The organism is Undibacterium sp. Xuan67W, assembly GCF_049340165.1.
Taxonomy (GTDB): Bacteria; Pseudomonadota; Gammaproteobacteria; order Burkholderiales; family Burkholderiaceae_D; genus Undibacterium.
This window is the reverse complement of record NZ_JBMPPN010000001.1, coordinates 365,769-385,708: the sequence shown is the minus strand read 5'-3', so window position 1 is coordinate 385,708 and position 19,940 is coordinate 365,769. Positions and strand designations below refer to the sequence as shown.

General features: G+C 47.2%; 15 protein-coding genes. 7 read left to right on the top strand and 8 right to left on the bottom strand.

Annotation, left to right across the window (positions count from 1 at the left end; all coding sequences use genetic code 11):
* Nucleotides 1–98, top strand: a 98-nt coding sequence (locus tag ACO0LE_RS01720; protein ID WP_422958693.1) for an IS3 family transposase, incomplete at its 5' end; no start/stop codon positions are given.
* 36 nt (nucleotides 99–134) lie between these two features.
* Here the strand turns inward: ACO0LE_RS01720 and ACO0LE_RS01715 are convergent.
* From ACO0LE_RS01715 to ACO0LE_RS01695, 5 genes are all read right to left on the bottom strand, one after another.
* Nucleotides 135–542: a response regulator gene (locus tag ACO0LE_RS01715; RefSeq protein ID WP_422958682.1), complete on the bottom strand. Its 408-nt coding sequence runs from the start codon at nucleotides 540–542 to the stop codon at nucleotides 135–137.
* A 119-nt stretch (nucleotides 543–661) separates the two neighbouring features.
* Entirely contained in the window at nucleotides 662–1,270 is a 609-nt protein-coding gene (locus ACO0LE_RS01710) for a response regulator transcription factor (protein ID WP_422958681.1), read from the bottom strand.
* Nucleotides 1,267–3,615 (bottom strand): PAS domain S-box protein, encoded by a 2,349-nt coding sequence (locus ACO0LE_RS01705; RefSeq protein ID WP_422958680.1) that lies wholly within the window; start codon nucleotides 3,613–3,615, stop codon nucleotides 1,267–1,269. Before ACO0LE_RS01705 ends, ACO0LE_RS01710 begins: the two co-directional genes overlap by 4 nt.
* Nucleotides 3,616–5,478: 1,863 nt before the next feature.
* Complete coding sequence (locus ACO0LE_RS01700) at nucleotides 5,479–5,904, bottom strand: DUF4148 domain-containing protein (protein WP_422958679.1); 426 nt, start codon at nucleotides 5,902–5,904, stop codon at nucleotides 5,479–5,481.
* Nucleotides 5,905–6,124: 220 nt separating this feature from the next.
* Nucleotides 6,125–7,963 (bottom strand): AMP-dependent synthetase/ligase, encoded by a 1,839-nt coding sequence (locus tag ACO0LE_RS01695; protein WP_422958678.1) that lies wholly within the window; start codon nucleotides 7,961–7,963, stop codon nucleotides 6,125–6,127.
* Between the two features lie 528 nt (nucleotides 7,964–8,491).
* Here ACO0LE_RS01695 and ACO0LE_RS01690 point away from each other — a divergent pair.
* Nucleotides 8,492–11,779 (top strand): amidohydrolase family protein, encoded by a 3,288-nt coding sequence (locus ACO0LE_RS01690; protein ID WP_422958677.1) that lies wholly within the window; start codon nucleotides 8,492–8,494, stop codon nucleotides 11,777–11,779.
* Between the two features lie 142 nt (nucleotides 11,780–11,921).
* On the opposite strand, the gene ACO0LE_RS01685 is transcribed toward ACO0LE_RS01690, so the two are convergent.
* Nucleotides 11,922–12,587 carry an energy transducer TonB gene (locus tag ACO0LE_RS01685; RefSeq protein WP_422958676.1) on the bottom strand — a complete coding sequence of 222 codons (666 nt, stop codon included), beginning with the start codon at nucleotides 12,585–12,587 and terminating at the stop codon, nucleotides 11,922–11,924.
* A gap of 667 nt (nucleotides 12,588–13,254) precedes the next feature.
* Here ACO0LE_RS01685 and ribBA point away from each other — a divergent pair.
* The 4 genes from ribBA (at nucleotide 13,255) to ACO0LE_RS01665 (ending at nucleotide 16,814) form a co-directional block, all read left to right on the top strand.
* A complete protein-coding gene (gene ribBA / locus ACO0LE_RS01680) occupies nucleotides 13,255–14,361 on the top strand; it encodes a bifunctional 3,4-dihydroxy-2-butanone-4-phosphate synthase/GTP cyclohydrolase II (RefSeq protein WP_422958675.1) in 1,107 nt (368 codons plus the stop codon).
* A 119-nt stretch (nucleotides 14,362–14,480) separates the two neighbouring features.
* A complete protein-coding gene (gene ribH / locus ACO0LE_RS01675; RefSeq protein ID WP_422955915.1) occupies nucleotides 14,481–14,978 on the top strand; it encodes a 6,7-dimethyl-8-ribityllumazine synthase in 498 nt (165 codons plus the stop codon).
* A 29-nt stretch (nucleotides 14,979–15,007) separates the two neighbouring features.
* A complete protein-coding gene (nusB, locus tag ACO0LE_RS01670) occupies nucleotides 15,008–15,472 on the top strand; it encodes a transcription antitermination factor NusB (protein WP_422958674.1) in 465 nt (154 codons plus the stop codon).
* A 169-nt stretch (nucleotides 15,473–15,641) separates the two neighbouring features.
* Entirely contained in the window at nucleotides 15,642–16,814 is a 1,173-nt protein-coding gene (locus ACO0LE_RS01665; RefSeq protein WP_422958673.1) for a pyridoxal phosphate-dependent aminotransferase, read from the top strand.
* Between the two features lie 97 nt (nucleotides 16,815–16,911).
* Here the strand turns inward: ACO0LE_RS01665 and ACO0LE_RS01660 are convergent, their stop codons facing one another.
* Nucleotides 16,912–17,298 (bottom strand): DUF3224 domain-containing protein, encoded by a 387-nt coding sequence (locus tag ACO0LE_RS01660; RefSeq protein ID WP_422958672.1) that lies wholly within the window; start codon nucleotides 17,296–17,298, stop codon nucleotides 16,912–16,914.
* Between the two features lie 603 nt (nucleotides 17,299–17,901).
* On the opposite strand from ACO0LE_RS01660, the gene ACO0LE_RS01655 reads away from it, so the two are divergent.
* Nucleotides 17,902–18,810, top strand: coding sequence for a LysR substrate-binding domain-containing protein (locus ACO0LE_RS01655; protein ID WP_422955911.1), 909 nt, complete (start codon nucleotides 17,902–17,904; stop codon nucleotides 18,808–18,810).
* 88 nt (nucleotides 18,811–18,898) lie between these two features.
* On the opposite strand, the gene ACO0LE_RS01650 is transcribed toward ACO0LE_RS01655, so the two are convergent.
* The gene (locus tag ACO0LE_RS01650) at nucleotides 18,899–19,843 is read right to left on the bottom strand and encodes a transglycosylase SLT domain-containing protein (protein WP_422958671.1); all 945 of its coding nucleotides are present in this window, start codon (nucleotides 19,841–19,843) and stop codon (nucleotides 18,899–18,901) included.
* Nucleotides 19,844–19,940 lie beyond the last annotated feature (97 nt).

Sequence of the window (19,940 nt, the reverse complement as noted above, 5' to 3'; positions counted from 1 at the left end):
TTGATTACATCGAAGTGTTCTACAATCGCAAACGGCGACATAGTCATTTGAATCAGATGAGTCCCCTAGCTTTCGAGCAACAACAATTTGGAAGTTAAGAGTTGTCTACGAAATTAGGGGAAGTCCAATGCTGGTTAGCGATCTTTGTAAATTGTCTGGCTATCTGTTGGTTTGGTATTCAAAGCTAGTGAGATAGTGTTAAAAAGTTCAATGTCGTGGACGGGCTTATGCAAGATACGCAATACGCGCCCTAATCTATCTTTCTTCTGCTCCTCGCTAACATCTTGTCCAGTCAAGACAATGACTGGTAACTCAGGATCAAACACTTGTAGTTTTTCAATTACCTCGAAGCCAGATATCTCTGGCATTTGTAGGTCGATTAAAATACACGCAGGCCGGTTTAAGCAACGGCTGGTCAAAAACTTTTTTCCAGAAGAGAATGCATGCGCTTCCATTCCGGCGGAGCGCAATAAACGTAGGAGTGCCCGACGTATTCCTTCGTCGTCGTCGATTACTGCAATCCATGTAGATGTATTTCCCATGAGAAGCAGTTTATTTCCGGAAATATTATTTCGATATTGGACCTTAGTCCAATAAGAGGTGAGGTTTTGTAAAACGATGTGGAGAAGGTGGGCGTAATTTCAGCCTAGAACTATCCTCGTTAATCTTTCAGTTTTTGCAGTAGATGGATGAGCGCGGCGAATGTAGGCACGCCCATTTTACTCATCACTTTAGCCCTATGAGCCTTAATCGTCTTTTCAACGGTACCGAGTTCTGCCGCGACTTGCTTGTTGAGTTTGCCTTCAACGATCAAGTGCAAAACTTCAAGTTCACGCGGTGTTAGGCTATCTAGTCGGGTTTGTATTGCGTTTTTCTCTGCTTTATCCCGACGAACGAGCCGATTTCGTTCGCATGCACCTTTCAACGCAGCTAACAATTTATCGCCATCAACCGGTTTGGTTAAAAAATCCTGTGCGCCTGACTTCATTGCGAGCACACCCGCATCGATACTGCCGTGGCCCGTCAAAAAAATTATTGGCAAATCACTACCTATTTCCTTCAATTTATTTTGAAGAGCCATTCCGTTCATGCCTGGCATGGCCAAATCGAGTACCAGACATCCTGCTTTATTAAAATTGCCGCTATCGAGGAACGCATGTGCTGATTCATAGGTGATCGCGTTTAGACCGGCAGACCTAAGCAAACGCGACATTGCCTTGAGCAAAGCTGGCTGGTCATCGACAAAAAAAATGCTGGCTGAATCTGTCACGAAGTCAACTCTTGATTTATCGGCAAACGAAAGCGAAAACTCGCACCTGTACTTGGGTGCGAGCTATGATTTTCACACCACAGTTGGCCGCCGTTGGCTTCAATAATACTTTTGCAAATTGATAAACCAAGCCCCATGCCATTTTCTTTGCTCGTATAAAAAGCCTCGAAAATTTTGCTCCTCAAGACTTCAGGCACGCCGGGACCATAATCATTGACACTAACTTCAACGCGGTTATCTTGGGTTAATTGGGTATTTATTTCAATAATTCGCTGATTACTATCTAGCCCAGTAATCACTTCGCCAGCATTCATGATGAGATTGATCAGGACTTGCTGCAACTGCACGGGGTCAGCAATAATCGTCGGTAAATCGTCCTGCAACTCACTTAACAAAGTGATGCCCTGATTGATCATGTCATTGCGCATGATACGTATAGCTTCCAGAGCGAGTTGATTGACATCTACAGTCTGATTTTCATGACTTTGTTTTTCAAATAAGCGGCGTAGTCGGCGGATGATTTCACCTGCGCGTTTGTCTTCATCAACAATATCTTGCAATATTTCGGCTATTTCTTGAATGTCTAAATCTGGGCGGACCAAGAATCGCTGTGCTGCTTGAGCATTGCTCAATATCGCTGTCAAAGGTTGATTTAATTCATGCGCAAGTGCGCCGGACAACTCCCCCATCGTTGCAACACGCGCAAGGTGCATTACTTCGATACGCTTTTGCACTAACTCAAGCTCCACTCTTTTTCGCATTGATATATCTACAGCTACACCGCGGGTCAGCAGTGGAACATCACTCTCATCAAACTCTATCTGCCAGACTACCGCCAACCATCGTTCTGTTAAATCTGGCAAGACAACCCTGATTTCTGCCTGAAATCGAGGCTGCCTATTATTCACATAATCACTAGTGATATTCTTAAGATGACGACGGTCTGCCGGGTGGATGCGCTCGATCACCATGTCAAGACTTAAGGCTTCGTCCTGACGATATCCAAACAGTCTGCGCCATTCTGTCGACGCCCATAATTCTTCTGTTCTGAGATCTCGAATCCACGTTCCGATATTTGCAATATCGTTGGCCATGGTTAGACTCAATTGGATTGCTCGCACGTCATTTTCACGTACTTGAAGGCGATCTGATAATTGCAACTCATGTTCGCGTCGTTCGCGTTCGCTTTCGGTGATATCTCGAATGATGGCAATTACCGAATCATAGTTACAAGGTGTTAGCCTCACTTCAAATTGCATTTCTGAGCGATCTTTTTGCGTGACAGCATAGCGAAATTCCTGCAGCTTACCGCTGTCTAAAGCTTGTTTTATCGCGTCGAGATACAGAGTAGCTATTTTATGTGGCAAAACATCCGACACTTTAAGTTTTAATAATTCTTCTCTACTCTGTGGCATCTTGCCAGTATCGGGTATGTGAGCCTCAAGGTACTGGCCATGACGGTCGATGAGAAATATTAAATCAGGAATCGCATTCACTAATGCACGATTTTTTGTCTCAATTTCACTCAGTGCATTTTGTGCATGTTTGAGTGAGCTGATGTCCGTTACCAGCACAAAAAAACCTTGTACAACCCCATCAATCTTATGCGCGATGTATTGCGCCCATGCGTAGCTAATTTCACCGTTAGTTTTAGTCAAAGTTCGTTCGAATTGCTGATCTACACCATTCAAAACTGCTTTGATATACTGGAAATTCTTTGCAAACAACTCTTTTCCTAGTAGCTCTTCCATATGTATCCCACACATTTGTGCGGTTGAGCGACCGAACCAGTTCAAATACTGACTATTTGCATATGTACAGCGTAACCCGGTATTCCAGTAAGCAACCAGAGCCGGAACGTTTTCGGCAACCATATTAGTGAAATGTTCTTCTGTCGCTACGCTATTTTGCTTCCCTTGTTGCCTCGATATATCCGAAAATTGTATGCCTACATAAGTTTGCCGATCGTTAATTTGAATTAAAACAATAGCCAGACGTAACAGCGTCAATTTGCCATCAGTTCCTTTTACCCGGATGTCACATGTAGATTCCCGCCCGGGCTCGAATAGTCCAGCTACCTGTGCAGCAAATATACTTTGATCTTCAAAAATGAACGCATCCAGCGGTATTCCTAAAAGGGTTTCTATACTTGTGCCAAGCAAGTCTGCGACTGATTGATTGGCATGCAGTATCAAGCCATGCTCGTTTAAAATGATGCAAGCGGTCTTCAATTGCTGGGAAAAATATTCGAAATAGGCTTGATTAGTCTGAGTTGATGTTTGGGCGCGCCTTAGTTCAGCATTTTCTTGTTCAAGTTGCTTAATCTGGTAGATCAGATTTTGCATATTGATTTTCTCCCGTTGCCTTTTCGAAAAATCGTTCTGAAGATTTAAACAAATATTAGTTGTCAATAAAAAATTTAATGATGGCACTCACATTTTTTATTAATTAAATAGTTTGGCTCATGGCACTACCCATTTTGCTACTTAAATAAGCTTGTTGAAAATAATAATCTATCCCTCATCTCTCAAACTAAAAATTTCGAAAAACGTTGCGTGCATTTAACAATGGCTTTCATTTTTCTGTCGGTTCTTTCATGAAATTTTTTCTTATGTGCTGAATGACTCATATGAAGTATTTCGTATGTTCTACTCAACACAAATAGTACTTTTATTGAAGCTACGACCTTCATAGCAATACCACGCGAGAGTTTATTTGCCGGACGAGATGCCACGATATTGATTTACATCGAGTACTAAAAAGTACTGGAGTAGTAAGATCATCATGCCGTCAAAACGAACAGTTAATGAAGGTTTCCGCTGGATACCTACAGTGAAGCAATCATCGGCGAGAAATCAACTAAATACATATCGACCAAATGGTGCAATTATGTTGATTTTGCCGCTTGCCGTAGGCTCCTAGAATGGTTGAATCAAGCGGTATCGTACGCGGTCTTCCAACCCGATCCGAATAGCAAATGACACGGTCAGTAGCGGCCTCGTCTTCTAAGGTCACGAATACAAACCTTTAGCCGTCTGCGTCGTTGCCTGACAGTGACAATGCTACAGCTCCGCGCAAACCTGCCGTCTTCATAACTACCCAAGATAACGCTCGACATCAAACTCATTGCCGTCAACTGATCGCGGACTAGCGTCAGAGGATGTTTACTCAGGATTGAGCCTGTACGGACGCCACTAATTCAGTAGATATTTAATTGTTGAATCTTTCTCGCCGCTAATAAACTTACCTCAAAGGCAGCTATGGTGAAACCGATCAGATGTAAAAAAAGGGCTATGTCAGCGGTACTCTAAAAGCAGCCGTAGACTGGATTTTGGTCGACCTCCGCGTATGGGTACGCTGCAGCCCGTCACATTGAAATATAAATAGCTTGAGAGAAACTATAATAGATCGCTTATTTCATTCCGGTACGTAAAGTGCATTGATTCAAACAAATTAATTGACGCAATAAATGCGAAACGAGTCCGTTATTAAATGGTTAAAAAAGGTAGCGAAAAACTAGATAGTTTTTATGTTACGAGTATCAGTGTGGGGGTGTCTATTTTTTGAATTAAAAAAACACGTTAAATCAATTAGTTAGTTTCTCTATTCGACGCTCCCCCCTCGAATTAGGTGAAATTCATCAGGAGTTGAATATGACTGAAGAAACATCAATCCTGCTAGGTTCTTGTCACTGCGGTGCAGTGCGTCTGACCTTGCCTTCGTTGCCGGAAACGGCAATAAAATGCAACTGTTCTTTATGTCGACGTCTAGGTGGTCTCTGGGCCTACTATCCGTTCGGTGCAGTGAGAATTGAGGGACATCCCGAAAATACAACTGACTACGTCTGGGGGACAAGACCTTAAGAACCGTTCGATGCAAAATCTGTGGCTGCCCAACGCATTGGGAGCCTATCGGGGGAGTGCTCGGGGACAGGCATGGTGTGAATTTGAGTAATTTTGCACCCCGCCTTCAAGAGTCGATCCAGGTGCGCTACTTCGACGGAGCGGATACCTGGACTTTTATTGACCGTTAATGCCTGTTGATAGGTGCGTGATTCTCAGTAACATTTCCACGCCACAGACATTTCCTGATTGTGAGGTGGTTGGCGCAAGTACTTCGTCAGCGTAAGGGCAATTTTTTCGTAAGCTACTTAAATTGGTAAAGTGCCTGCGAGTAAAAGAATCTAAAAATCCAGGAAAAATTTCAAATCATTTTGCCTTTTGCGGCGTATCGGTCAAATCAAGATTCTTATTTAATTCTCCGGACTTTCTTGCGGCTTTGATCTCCTCTTTGACTTCAGCTCGCGTTTTTCCGGCATTTTTGTCTGTTTTCGTAGGAATCGGATCGAGATCCAGATTCTTGGTCGCTGTGCCGCTCTTTACAGCAGTGCGGGCTTCTGCTTTGACCTCTGCACGTGTTTTTCCAGTCGTTTTATCTGTTTTTGTTGGAATAGGATCCAAGTCTTGATTCTTATCCAGTTCTCCAGATTTTCGTGCTGCTTTGATTTCCTCTTTGACCTCAGCTCTGGTCTTTCCAGTTGAGGCTGCTGGCGTGCTTGCGGGTGCGGTTTGTGCCGACACTGTAGACACAAAAATAGCAAATGGTAGCGTCAATGCAAAAATAGTTTTATTCATTTTTTTCTTCCTGTGCGGTTATGAGTTCTGCAAAAACAATAATTTTTTTAAATGCCTGACTAATTTAAGCAAGTTACTATTTATATCTGTTTTTTTGACCCGCTTATGTGCGTTAAGCCACATAAGAAAAAAAATTCGAGTTTTTTAAGTTAAATGGATCGTTTCAGTGCAATGAGGAGGTTGAAACGATCTTTTTTGATCGACGATAGTGGGGGATTAATTACTTAATTTTTCGCGAGTAAATATCTTTGATACTTTCCTCAAAATGATTCGCCAGGTTATTACGTTTTAGTTTGAGCGTTGGCGTGATCAGGGTGTTTTCTATGGTCCATGGTTCCAGACTCAGAATGACTGCTTTGGGTTGAGCGTAGTAAGGGAAGGACTCTGTCAATCCACGTATGCGCTTGACTACCGCATCAACAGCCTTAGGTGATCGCAGGCTCTCGCTGTCGTCAGGATTGAGGCCTGACGAGTTTGCTAATTCGATCCAGTAACGCCGATTGAGAACGACGGCGCAACTGATGAAGGGATGATTTTCTCCAAAGGCATAAGCTTGCTCAAACACAGAGTCGTTGGTGACTGCTAGTTCCAGATCGACCGGAGCGATTTTTTCGCCAGTGGAGGTCACGATGATTTCTTTCACGCGTCCCAAAATGCGTACGCGTCCAGATTCTATGGCTGCTTGATCTCCTGTGCGCAGCCAGCCATCGATGAAGGCTTTGGTGGTGTCTTCATCGCGCTTCCAGTAACCACGCATGACATTGGGGCCCCTCACCAAAAGCTCGGCGTTGTCACCGATTCTGACTTCTACCTCCGCAACAGGGCGTCCAACTGTTGCCGGGTCGTTGTCGTTCGGAGCATTAAACGCGACTACCGGTGCAGTCTCAGTCATGCCATATCCTTGGACAATCGGAATACCTAGTCCGAGGAAGCAATGTGAGATCACCGATGATAATGCTGCACCCCCACTCACGGCAACCCGCAGGCGTCCACCGAACTGCATTTGTAATTTTTGCGCAATCAATTTGTCGAAGATCATCCAGGCAGAGGCATCGATCGCGGCATTGAGCGAACCATCCGATAAGCGGCCCTGAGCGCGACAAAACCTGCGCCAGCCTACGCTCATTGCGGTATTGAATAACCAGGATTGTAGCTTTGATAAAGCGAGCTTATTTTGTATCGCACTGAAGACGCGTTCGTAAATTCTCGGTACGGAAATCAGGATAGTCGGGCGTACTTCAAGCAAGTCCTGTGGCAGTTGTTTGGTCGAACGCGAAAATGCTACACAGGCGCCGGCAGCGATGGGCAGATAGTAACCTGCTGTTCGCTCAAAGGTGTGAGAGAGCGGCAAAAAGGAGAGGAAAACATCGGTGATGACCGGTGCTACACGCTGTACGACAGCTTTGACATTTGACATCACGTTTGTGTGGGTCAGCATCACGCCTTTTGGCTTACCTGTGGTGCCGGATGTGTACACAAGTGCGGCAAGCTCATTCGCCACCGGCGTTTGCACTAAGGCGGTGTTATTGCTGCCGGATGCCAGCCATTCGTCTAAGCTTGTTACGGGAACTGAGGACATGACGAAGACAGGTATCGACGATTTTTCGAGGACGACGACCTGGCGCAATGCAGGTAAATCGAGACCTACTGAAGCAATATCTACCCACTGCTGATAGCTTGCTGCAATCAAAAAAGAGGCGTCGCTATCGCTCAAAATGTAAGCAATACTGGCTGGGTTATCGAGCGCATGCATAGGTACGGGCACACACGCAAGCGCGAGACTAGCCTGATCTATGCACACGGCATGTAGGCCGTTCGGTAGCAAGATCGCTATACGAGATCCGGATGCCAGGTTTAATCCGGAAAGCGCTTTAACAAAACCGGTTACGCGCTCATTGGTTTGTTGCCATGAATAGCTTTGCCATTGCGCATTGGCCTCATCGTATTGCCGATACGCTTCGGCATCAGGTGTTTGTTGTACGCGCCATGAAAATAATGCTGGCAAGGTCTGAAGCTCAGAAAACTGAGTATTTTGCATATGTAAATTTGAGTTTGACATAGGGTTGTCAGAAAAATGAATTGAATTGGGACGTAACAGCGACGTAACAGCGAGAACGTGTATCGCTTGCAGGGTGTTATGCCGCTCATAAGTCGTTACTTTACCAGTTCGCTCTACACCGGTATTGCGCGTAGTTAAATGGAATGCCGGCAGAACTGGAGGATTGGATTTTTTTGCAGGGTCTTCAGAGGAGCAGATTCAGGACAGAGTTGCGAGGGATTTGCGATAAATTCACCATAGATTAAAAAGATTTATCAGATTTAATAAAATTATCGTTGGTGGAAAGGGCTCGGCGCGAAACTTTATGGTTTTTATTTACTCCAGCCTGATTTCCAGCAGTTCCGACTAGACTTTCGTCCTCCTTGAAGCAACAATCTGGGTTCGATTTATACTACGACGCTATTCGTTTAAAGCTGCTTATACGTGTCACTGCATACTATGTGCGTGTAAGCGCGGTGTTTATTTGTCTTCGCCTGCCAAACGACCGATATCAAACGAAGTCACTACCCCATTTCTAACGGAGATCAGATGCAAACGCTCAAAAAAATACAGTTATGCAGCGCTTTATTCCTCACTTTATGTAGCGTAGCAAGCATCGGTGCAGAGGCCAGTAAAGACGTCGTGGATGCCAAGAAAAAATGGGATGTGAATGCGCCTGCCGGTACAGGTTCTACGGTCAATATTGACACCAGAACAGGTACCTGGATGAGTGTCGATGTGAGCCCGGACGGTAAGCAGATTGTTTTTGATCTCTTGGGGGATTTATATCTGCTGCCCATTGAGGGGGGAGAGGCGAAGGCATTGACTCATAGCATTGCCTGGGAAATGCAGGCAAGGTTTTCGCCGGATGGCAAACAACTGACTTATATGTCTGACGCTGGCGGTGGCGACAACATCTGGATCATGAATGTGGACGGAACAAACGCCCATGCACTGACCAAAGAGGAGTTCCGCTTGCTCAATAATCCAGTATGGCATCCGAACGGTCAGTACATTGCTGCGCGCAAGCATTACACGGGTACACGTTCGCTGGGATCTGGCGAAATCTGGTTGTATCACGTTGGCGGCGGCGCGGGAGTGCAGTTGAACGAAAAGCCCAATTGGCAGAAAGACCTGGGGGAGCCTGCATTCTCTCCTGATGGGCGCTACGTCTATTATTCTCAGGACACGACTTCGGGCAATTCATTTGAGTACAACAAAAACTCGAATGCACAGATTTATCAGATTTTTCGTAAAGATTTAAAAGATGGTAAGACCAAGGCTTTTGTCAGTGGCCCGGGTGGTGCTGTACGTCCAACGCCATCGCCAGATGGTAAGTATCTGGCGTTTGTGCGCAGAGTGCGCAACCAGAGTACCTTGTTCTTGAAGGATCTGGAGACTGGCGAAGAGAAGGTCGCGTGGAGTGAGTTAGAGCGTGACATGCAGGAGACCTGGGCGGTGCATGGCGTGTATCCGTCGATTAGCTGGCTACCCGGAAGTAAGCAATTAGTGGTCTGGGCAAAGGGCAAGCTCTGGCGTGTTGATCCATTTGCCAAGTCTTCGAAGGAAATCGCATTCCACGTAAAAGACACCAGGGAAATTCGTCCTGCGTTACGGTTCGACACCGCGGTAGCACCGGATAAATTTGATGTGCATCAATTACGATGGGTGAATGTCTCGCCGCAAGGCGATAAAGTGGTGTACTCGGCGCTGGGACAACTATATATCCGTGACCTGCCGAATGGTATGCCGCAACGGCTGACGAAGCAGCAGGATCATTTTGAATTCTTTCCGCATTTTTCACGTGATGGACGCAGCATTGTCTTCACCACCTGGGATGATGAAAAACTGGGATCGGTACGCAGTATCGATATTCACAGCGGTCAGGAAACCGTTTTGACAAAGAAGCCAGGAAAATACCTGTCCCCACAATTCTCTCCCGATGGCAAGCAAGTGACCTATGAAAAGTCGCGCGGTGGTTATCTGACCTCGCCATGGTATGGACTGGAAACCGGTATCTTTGTTGTGAACGCTGATGGCAAATCAGCACCGCGCCTGCTTACTGATGATGGGGCCGCGCCGCAATTTGGGAAAGATAATGATGTCGTTTATGTGTCCAGGATGCAGCGCTCTGGCGAGGTCGATTGGAGTACCTCATTGGTCAGGATCGATATCAATAAAAACGAAGAGCAAGCAGTCGCCAAGGGGGAATTCGCCAGTGAGTTCAGTATTTCTCCGGATGGTAACTGGCTGGCGTTTGGCGAGCGTTTTCATACATTCGTCACACCCTTGCCGATGGCAGGAAAACCGGTGACTATCGGCCAAAAAATGGATGGGCTGCCGGTCAGGCAATTGGATGTGAATGCAGGTGATTACGTGCATTGGTCCGGTGACAGCAGCAAGATTCATTTTGCACTTGGCGATGAATTATTCAGTACCGAATTAAAAAACGCTTTCACGTTTTTACCGGGTTCGCCAAAAGAAATCAGCAAGCCTGCAGAGACCGGTCTGAAAATTGGTTTTCAGGAAAAAGCCAATAAGCCTACTGCAACGACCGTCATTTCAGGTGCGCGCATCGTGACCATGAAGGGGGATGAAGTCATTGATAATGGTCGCATCGTCATAAAAGAAAACCGAATTATCGCCGTTGGCAGTGCCGCAGATATTGCAGTGCCGTTTGGCGCGACGCAGATGGACGCGGCAGGTAAAACAATTATCCCCGGCATTGTGGATGTGCACTGGCATGGTGGTATGGGAGAGCGTGAAATTATCCCTCAGCAAAGCTGGATTAACTACGCCTCGCTGGCCTTTGGTGTCACGACTTTGCATGATCCGTCGAACGACACATCAGAGATTTTTAGCCAGAGTGAATTGCAGCGCGCTGGCAAAATTGTCGGTCCGCGAATTTTCTCTACTGGGACGATTTTGTATGGTGCCAAGGCAAACATCAGTGCCGTAGTCAACAATCTTGATGATGCCTTAACGCATCTAAAACGCTTGAAAGCCGCAGGTGCGATTTCGGTGAAAAGCTATAACCAACCGCGCCGCGAGCAGCGTCAGCAGGTCTTGGAAGCGGCGCGTCAGACCGGCATGATGGTCGTTCCGGAAGGCGGCTCCCTGTTTCAGCACAATATGAGTATGGTGATTGATGGTCACACCGGGATTGAGCATGCGATTCCGGTCGCGAATGCTTATGATGATGTAAAACAGTTGTGGTCGCAGACGAAAGTCGGCTACACGCCGACTCTGATCGTTGGCTACGGTGGTCTGGATGGCGAGCATTACTGGTATGCGCGTACGGATGTTTGGAAGCATCCTCTACTGTCGCGCTATGTTCCGCGTACTGTGCTTGAGTCACGCAGCGTAAGGCGTGAGACGGCTCCTGAAGAAGATTTCAATGTCTTTAATATCGCAAAGACGGCGACCGAGTTGCAGCGTGCAGGTGTGCCAGTCAATCTCGGTGCACACGGTCAGCGCGAAGGCTTGGGCGCACATTGGGAAATGTGGACGCTAGCACGCGGCGGTATGAGTTCGCTTGAGGCGATCCGGGTCGCGACGCTGAACGGTGCAAAATACCTGGGAATGGATAAAGATATCGGCTCACTGGAATCCGGTAAGCTGGCTGATCTGGTGATGATCGACGGTGATGTGTTGAAAGATATACGTCAATCCGACAAAATCTCTCACGTGATGCTGAATGGCCGTTTGTATGACTCGGCAACGATGAATGAAGTCGGCGCGACACCTAAGGCCCGCAAGCCGTTTTTCTTCGAAGGAAAAGATGGAGCAGGTATGCCAGTCGACACGTCAGCGCATACTGACGGGCACGGGCATTGATGAGGTGAGCTTCGATATCGATGTTACAGGCTTGTTTTTTTGCTGCCCTGATGAGAAACTCAGAAATAAAAAAGCCGCAATCTGCGGCTTTTTTATTGGAGTGGATTTCCAGATGATGTCGGCATTTTACTACCTGGATTAATCAGTTTTCCTGCTTGAAATTGAATTCTAAAACCTTGGTTTGCGGGCTGGATATTGGCGCGTATTTCCATTGAGTAACTGCCGCTACTACCTCTGCAGGAAAGTACTTCGCTGGCTTAGACTGAAGGATATCTACACTGGATACTCTGCCATCTGTTTCAACGTGAACCCTAGCACTGACTGTACCCTCAGTAATGCCGAGTTTTTCAGCACTTCGTGGAAAACGTGGTTGCACGCTGGACAGTAGTTTGAGTGTGACAGGCTCCGGTGCCGGTGCTGGCTTAGGTGCTGCAACCGCAACGATGGGCGCAGCTGCTGGGACTTCGACCGCTTTTTGTACAACCGCGGGTGTCTGAGCGATCGTTGTTGCCGCTGCCTTTACCGAGTCGCGGGAGTTGATGGCTGTTTTTGCCGCCAGTGCTTTGGCTTCTGCTGCTAGCTTGGCATCCTTAGCGTCTTTTGCCTGCTTCTCTTCTAACGCGATCTGGGCTGCAGTTTTGGTTGATGCCTGATCCATCCATTTAGTGACGTCAGCGGTCTCTTCGGTATGTCGTATCGCATTTTTGACCAAGCCTGTTGGTTGCGATGAGATGGGTTCCGCGGCTGCGGGAGGCGTACTTGCTGCCTCTTCGGGCGGTGAGGTTTTCTGGCATGCGGTGATTAACATGCTGATACAAAATAAATTGAACAACAGAACACAAAATTTTCTTATTTCGTTTTGTACTACCTTATTCATAGCGCCCCTCATGAAAAACGGATAACAACAGATAACAGCGGATAACTAAAACCAAGTTGCCTAACACAATCAATTGTGCACTTAAATGATGCGGAAAACAAAAAGATGCCCCATTAAAATGCGCCATTACATTGCCAGAAACTAAGATTACCACTCAAAATGTTTCAAAGTGTAAATATTAATGCTGACACGAGTAAGCCCGTTTAGCAATATCCAGATCACAAAAAAACTCGCCATGTGCAGGTTGGATGCGCAAGGTGACAAGTCTTGATATTACTTGCCATGCAGGAACTATGCCAAATTTCTCTATTGGTTTTTTTTCGTGTTTATTCGTGGTGTAAATGTAAATTTTTTATTCAATTGGCAGATTTTTTTGATTTGACTGAAGTAATTTTTAACAAACACAGTCCGGTATTCTCAATTGCCATTCTGTCTGGCGGGCTAAATCCATTACAATAGAGGGTTACATATATACAGTCGCATAACGAATTACTGAGAACTACTAAAATTGATGTCCGGCACTTCGTACGGATACCGAATTGTTGATAGATTCTGTAAATTCAGCTGCGACGAGCCGTACACTGTCTAGGAAATCCTCATGAGCATGTCAAATACCCAAGAAATCGTTGAAGAATTGCGCGCTGGTCGCATGGTGATACTGGTCGATGAAGAAGACCGTGAAAACGAGGGCGACCTGGTGTTGGCTGCCGAGTTTGTAACGCCGGAAGCGATTAATTTTATGGCGAAGTTCGGTCGCGGCCTGATTTGCCTGACGCTGACAGAAGAGCGGTGCGATGAGTTGAATCTGGCAATGATGTCGAGTCGTAACGGCACCGCCTACGGAACTAACTTCACGGTATCTATTGAGGCAGCCGAGGGGGTAACTACCGGTATTTCGGCAGCAGATCGTGCGCGTACCATCCAAGTCGCTGTAGATAAAAAAATGACGGCAAATGACATCGTTCAGCCTGGTCATATCTTCCCCCTGAAGGCGCAAAAAGGCGGCGTGCTGATGCGTGCCGGTCATACAGAGGCAGGTTGTGATCTGGCGGATCTGGCTGGCTTGACTCCGGCAGCGGTGATCTGCGAGATCATGAAGGACGATGGCACCATGGCGCGCTTACCGGATTTGATGGAGTTTGCCAGAGAACATGGATTGAAAATTGGTACGATCGCCGATTTGATTCACTACCGTAGTCAAACGGAGAGTATTGTCGAACGCGTTGCCGAGCGTGAAATGCAAACTGTCCACGGTAGCTTTAATGCTGTTGTCTATCGTGATAAACCAAGTGGTTCCGCGCATCTGGCTCTGGTACATGGTCACATTACACGAGATAAAGAGGCATTAGTGCGGGTGCACCAGCCAGTCTCGATACTTGATCTGCTGGAAAGTAAAATTACCACGCATTCATGGAATGTTGCCGCAGCGATGGCGGCGGTGCAGGCTTCTGACGCAGGCGTCATTGTCTTGCTGAATTGTGAAGAAACTGCGGAGCAGATGTTTGATCAATTCAAAGCATTGAACACCCCGGATGCACGTCCACAATCTCGTGCGGCACGGATGGATTTACGTAACTATGGTATCGGTGCACAGATTTTGAAGGATGTCGGAGTTGGTCGCATGAAGCTGCTGGCAAATCCGAGAAAAATGCCCTCAATGACGGGCTTTGACCTTGAGGTGGTCGGTTACATGGACAAGCCTTGATACCGCCGGTATCAAATAAAAAAGCCAATCAGAACTACTGTAAAAAATACCCGGGCGTCAGTTTGTCGTCCATACTTGAATAATGACATAGCAGCGCACAAGCGCAAAAAGGGAAGATCATGACTGTAGGACATTACGAATCAAATCTGGACGGCGCTGGTGTGCGCGTAGGTATTGTGCAGGCTCGCTTTAACGAAACTGTGGGCAATGGCTTGTTGTCTGCTTGTCTGGCTGAATTGACGCGTCTGGGTGTATTGAACGAAGATATTTTGCACGTTACTGTGCCTGGCGCACTGGAAGTGCCGCTTGCATTGCAAAAGCTGGCCGAGACAAACCAGTTTGATGCGCTGATTGCCCTGGGTGCAGTGATTCGCGGTGAGACCTATCATTTTGAGCTGGTTTCCAATGAGTCCGGTGCCGGCATTACACGCGTCGGTTTGGATAGCGGGATCCCGATTGCGAATGCGATTTTGACCACAGAGAATGATGCGCAAGCCGAAGTCCGTATGGCGGAGAAGGGTGCCGATGCTGCTCGTGTTGCTGTTGAAATGGCAAACCTGACACTGGCACTGGAAGAACTGGCCGAAGCAACTGAAGATACGGGTTACGACGCTTAAGAGCGTCACCCAATTAAGTAGAGATGACTATGACGAACAAAACCCTGCACGCTAATCCCAGCAAAAGCCGCTCGCCCAGACATCGTGCGCGCGAATTCGCCTTACAAGGTATATACCAGTGGCTGCTGAATAACGAAGACTCAGGTGTAATCGACGCCCACATTCGCGAGGCGCATGGCTTTGATAAAGCGGATCGTGAGCATTTTGATGCCTTGCTGCATGGCGCCATCAATCAGTCAATACAGTTGCGTGAAGAAATCACGCCTCTGATCGACCGTACGATTGCTGAGCTGTCGCCAATTGAGCACGCAGCTTTGTTGATTGGTGCTTACGAATTAAAACATCACATCGAAATTCCTTACCGCGTCGTGATCAACGAGGCTGTTGAATTGACCAAATCCTTTGGCGGTTTAGATGGACATAAATATGTGAATGGCGTGCTGGATAAATTGGCCGCAAAATTGCGGACAACCGAAATCAGCGCCGGAAAATAATGAACGTGTTATTGAAGCTCTGATGAATATCAGATTCTGATGCGATGACTTGCCGATAAACCGTCTTATTTCTGAATGAAATGAGGCGGTTTTTTTGTGTCTTATCATTGTTTGAATTTCCGTGGAATCTCGCAAACCTGTCAAATGACAACTACAAAAAATTAAGCTCATGGAAAAAAATCTCGCCTCCCGTTTGGATAATATCGCTCCTTTTCATGTAATGGAATTAGCCAAAATGGCGGCTGATCTTGAGGCGCAAGGGCGTCATATTATCCATATGGGAATCGGTGAGCCGGACTTTACTGCGCCGCAGATTGTGATTGATGCCGCTGGCAAAGCCATGGCAGACGGGCGCTTGCAATATACCTCTGCCCTTGGCGTACCTGCCTTGCGTGAGGCGATTGCCCGGCATTATCTTGATACGTTTGGGTTGGTAATCCCTACCAGTCGCATCATTGTGACTGCAGGGGCGTCCGCCGCATTGTTGCTGGCGTGCGCCGCGCTGGTCGAACCCGGGGCAGAAGTTTTGATGCCAGATCCATGTTATCCGTGCAACCGCCATTTTGTCGCGGCATTTGAGGGGAAAGCTCGTTTGATTGAGAGCGGTCCTCAGCAGCGCTTCCAGTTGTCAGATGCAATGGTGAATGAACACTGGAGTGAGGCAACTAGAGGTGTACTGCTGGCTTCTCCCTCGAATCCGACGGGGACGTCGATTGATCATGACGAGCTCGCACGCATCATCACAAGCGTTAAAGCGCGCGGTGGATTTACGATTGTGGATGAAATTTATCAGGGCTTGTCTTATGAGGGGGCGCCCTTTTCGGCGCTATCTCTGGATGATGATGTGGTGGTGATCAACAGCTTCAGTAAATATTTCAATATGACAGGATGGCGTTTGGGCTGGCTGGTGGTGCCGGAGCGTATCGTGCCGCATATTGAGAAGCTTGCTCAGAACTTGTTTATATGTGCTTCGTCTGTGGCGCAGCATGCAGCAATCGCCTGTTTTTCGCCAGAAGCTCTGGCTGTCTATGAAGAGCGTAAAGCAGAATTTAAACGCCGGCGCGATTACATCGTTCCCGCCTTGACTGCTCTGGGTTTTGAGGTGCCCGTGATGCCGGATGGCGCGTTTTATGTCTATGCGGATTGTTCGCGTTTTTCTGCTGATGCCGATAAATTTACCCGTGATTTATTGCAAGAGGCCGGTGTCGTGATTGTGCCAGGTCTGGATTTTGGCACTTCAGGTGCGCGACGCTATGTCCGTATCTCGTATGCGACCTCGATGGCGAATTTACAGGAAGCCGTGCGGCGTATCGCAGAGTTTTTATCACGGCCAGCCGTATAAACTTGTAGTAAAAATCGCTGACGTAAATAACGTGCCTTTCATTTTATTGCGATGCTGCTGAGCCTGCCTTATGTGGTTTTATTAGACTTAATTTGACTTAATCAAAGGTATATTCCAGCAGCACCTGAGACAACTGGCCATTGATACCGCTCCAGGTGCTGCGGCCGTGCCCTTTGATGCCTGCCAGCTCACCGGTACCGGAACCGCTCAGCACGTTCAATGTGCTTTCTGACTTGCCGGATTTAATGCTGCCGACGTGTTGCAAGATAAATCCGCCGTGACGATTGCCGATCTTGCCGGTCAGGTATTCGAGTCCGACGAAGTTGGCGGATTGCGCTGTGGCAGAGAAGGTCAGGCACTCAAAACAAGATTCAGCCTCAATATCGCCTGCATAGCGATGTTTCACTTTGGACTGGGTAAGACCGGTGAGCAGGTTGAATTTTTCGTCCATCCCTTTCAATTTGATAGTTCCTAAAGCAAGCATATTCTCCCTCATACTGTTAAACAACAGACAAATAGTGTGCAGACTTGATTCATCGACAGTCGGAGTGTGACCTGTGTGTCGTGCTGATGAAGAGTCAAGTCAGCGTGAGTCAATCTGCTTATGGAAGACGAAGACACGCTGATTTTTCACCTTGTGGGTATCACTGAACTTGCCAAAGGGAACAAAAGCCTGATAGGGCGATATGTCTTGCTTGGTGGATCAGTGGGCTAATTATTACGGAAATTAAAAACAAATCGGCGACAGGAAATTGGATCCTTTTGCCTAATGTTGTCATCCTGTAACAATTAGGTAACGAAGTATTTCAAAAATGCCATATCATGTCCACTAACAAATTCGCATACCTCATGTATTTTTGTTATAGGTGTAGGGTGAATTTAATTTGCCGATTCTTTTTGAATAGCAAACACTCGGGTGACATTGTGAGCACTTTTTAAGTAATGTTTCGTTATATTATTTGCATACTCCCCGTTAAATTACTTTGAAATGCCTTAATCGCGCTTGAATTTATAGTGTTTTTGAAAAATACTTGGGTGAGTATGCTGATATGCTCTATTTGAATGTCGAATAAATAAGGAGTAAGGGATGATCCAGTTTAGACAAATCGAAGCTTTTCGTTGCCTTATGATTGCAGGCACCAGTGTTGGTGCCGCGCGGAAAATGAACATCACGCAACCTGCGATTAGTCGTTTGATTGCTGATTTAGAAGAAACGCTCGGCTTCAGGTTGTTTAATCGCGACAAAGGGCGGCTGGAGCCGACTTTGGCGGGTGTGCGTTTTTATAGCGCTGTCGAGGAAAACTTTCTTGGACTGGAGCGTTTGTCGCAGGTCGCCAGCAATATTCGTAATGAGGCACCTCAGGGCATCACGATTGCCTGTTTACCGATCTTGTCCTCCTCCATCTTGCCGCTGATCCTGCGCGAGTTCTTTAAATACCATCAGGACGTGCCGGTGACTGTGGATAGTTCAAATGCACCAGAAATCCTAGTGCGCTTGCAGGATCAAAAAGTCGATATGGCGATTTGCATGGCGTTCCCGCCGCTGGCGGGGATAGAACAAGAGATTTTCAAGGAAGCGAGTGTGATGTGCGCGATGCCAGTCGGTCATCATTTAACCAGCAAGGAAGTGATTGAGCCGATGGATCTCGATGGAGAAGACATCATTGGATTTTTTCCTATCGTATCGCAGAGCTATGAATTAGAAACCCTGAGACTGAGTGAAGCGGGAAGTCGTCCAATCCATCGGGTCAAGACGCAAACCTCGCACACGCGCTATGCCATGGTTGCGAACGGTCTGGGCGTCTCGATTGTTGAGCCGTTTGGTGCAAAGCTCTGGCTTAAAAATGGCGTCGTGGTGCGTCCTTTTTCCAGCGATATCCGTCATCAGTATGTATTGGCTTGTCCTAGCGGCGGCAAACGCTCTGAGCTGATGCATGATTTTCGCGAGGCGGTACTGAAGGTCGCGAAGGATTATGATTTTGGCGTTGAACAATAAAAAAAGCCGTCTGCTGATGCTGACGGCTTTTTCACGACCAAAACATACTAGTTCTGGTAGCAATGCTTAATTACTGACTGCAAGTCGGTTATAGCTTGGCAATTTGCTCCGGATGGGCAGGCTTCGATTCGGCAGCTTTTGCCTCGGTCACGGCATCACTCTTAGGTGCTGGTGCATTCTGTGGCGCTGGCGCAGGTGCTGGTACGGGAGTAGAGGTGAATGTTGGTACATTTTTACCCGTAGCGACATCCTTCAGACGACGGTATTCCGCCATCACACGTGAGCCATAGCCTGCATCGTTTTCAAAAGCCGCCGCACCCACGTAGAGTTTGAGACCTGCTTCAACCGAACCTCCACGCAAGACATAATCTTTCAAAATCAATGCACCGACCTTGATATTTGCCACTGGATTCAGCGCTGCTTTGACGCCGCCCATTTCCTGAAACTTGTCGTGGTGGACCTTGGACATGACTTGCATCAGGCCCTGAGCGCCTACGGGGCTCTCAGCGAAGGGGTTAAGACCAGATTCAATTGCCATGACAGACAAGATCAGCAGCGGGTCCAGTTTGATTTCTTGCGCTGTCAGGTAGCTTGCCGAGACCAGCATATTCGTCGCGTCGCTGGCGATGCGATAGCGTTTTGCCAGCCAGTTCGTCACCCATTGCTGCTGACGCTGGTTGCCCAGCATTTTGGCGTCGTCTTCAGTCAGTTCAGCATTTTTGATTGCATCTGATTGAGCAACTTGCTCTGGTGTTGCCATCAACATTGCCAGGCTTGGTGGTGTAGCTTGTTCAGCAACGCTTTCTTCGATCGTGACAAACGGGGAAAGTTTTTTAAATTTTTCAACCAGATCTGGTTTGATAAACATCAGGCCAAGGACGAATATGGCAGAAATACCCAGCAACATCAGCAGATGGTGCATGGTAGTCATAAAGCCGCTGCGCGTATCGCGTGCGGCGATGGACAGGGCTGTGGTCTTGCTGGCGAGCAGAGTGCTGCCTTGTTGTACTGCTAAAATAAAACCTTGAAACATTTAACCTCCTGAACTTTCGTAGCGCTTGTCTGTTCAGCAAAGAACAACACGCAAATAAAAAACTACGAATCAGAAACATCGTCTCCGTCGCTGGCGC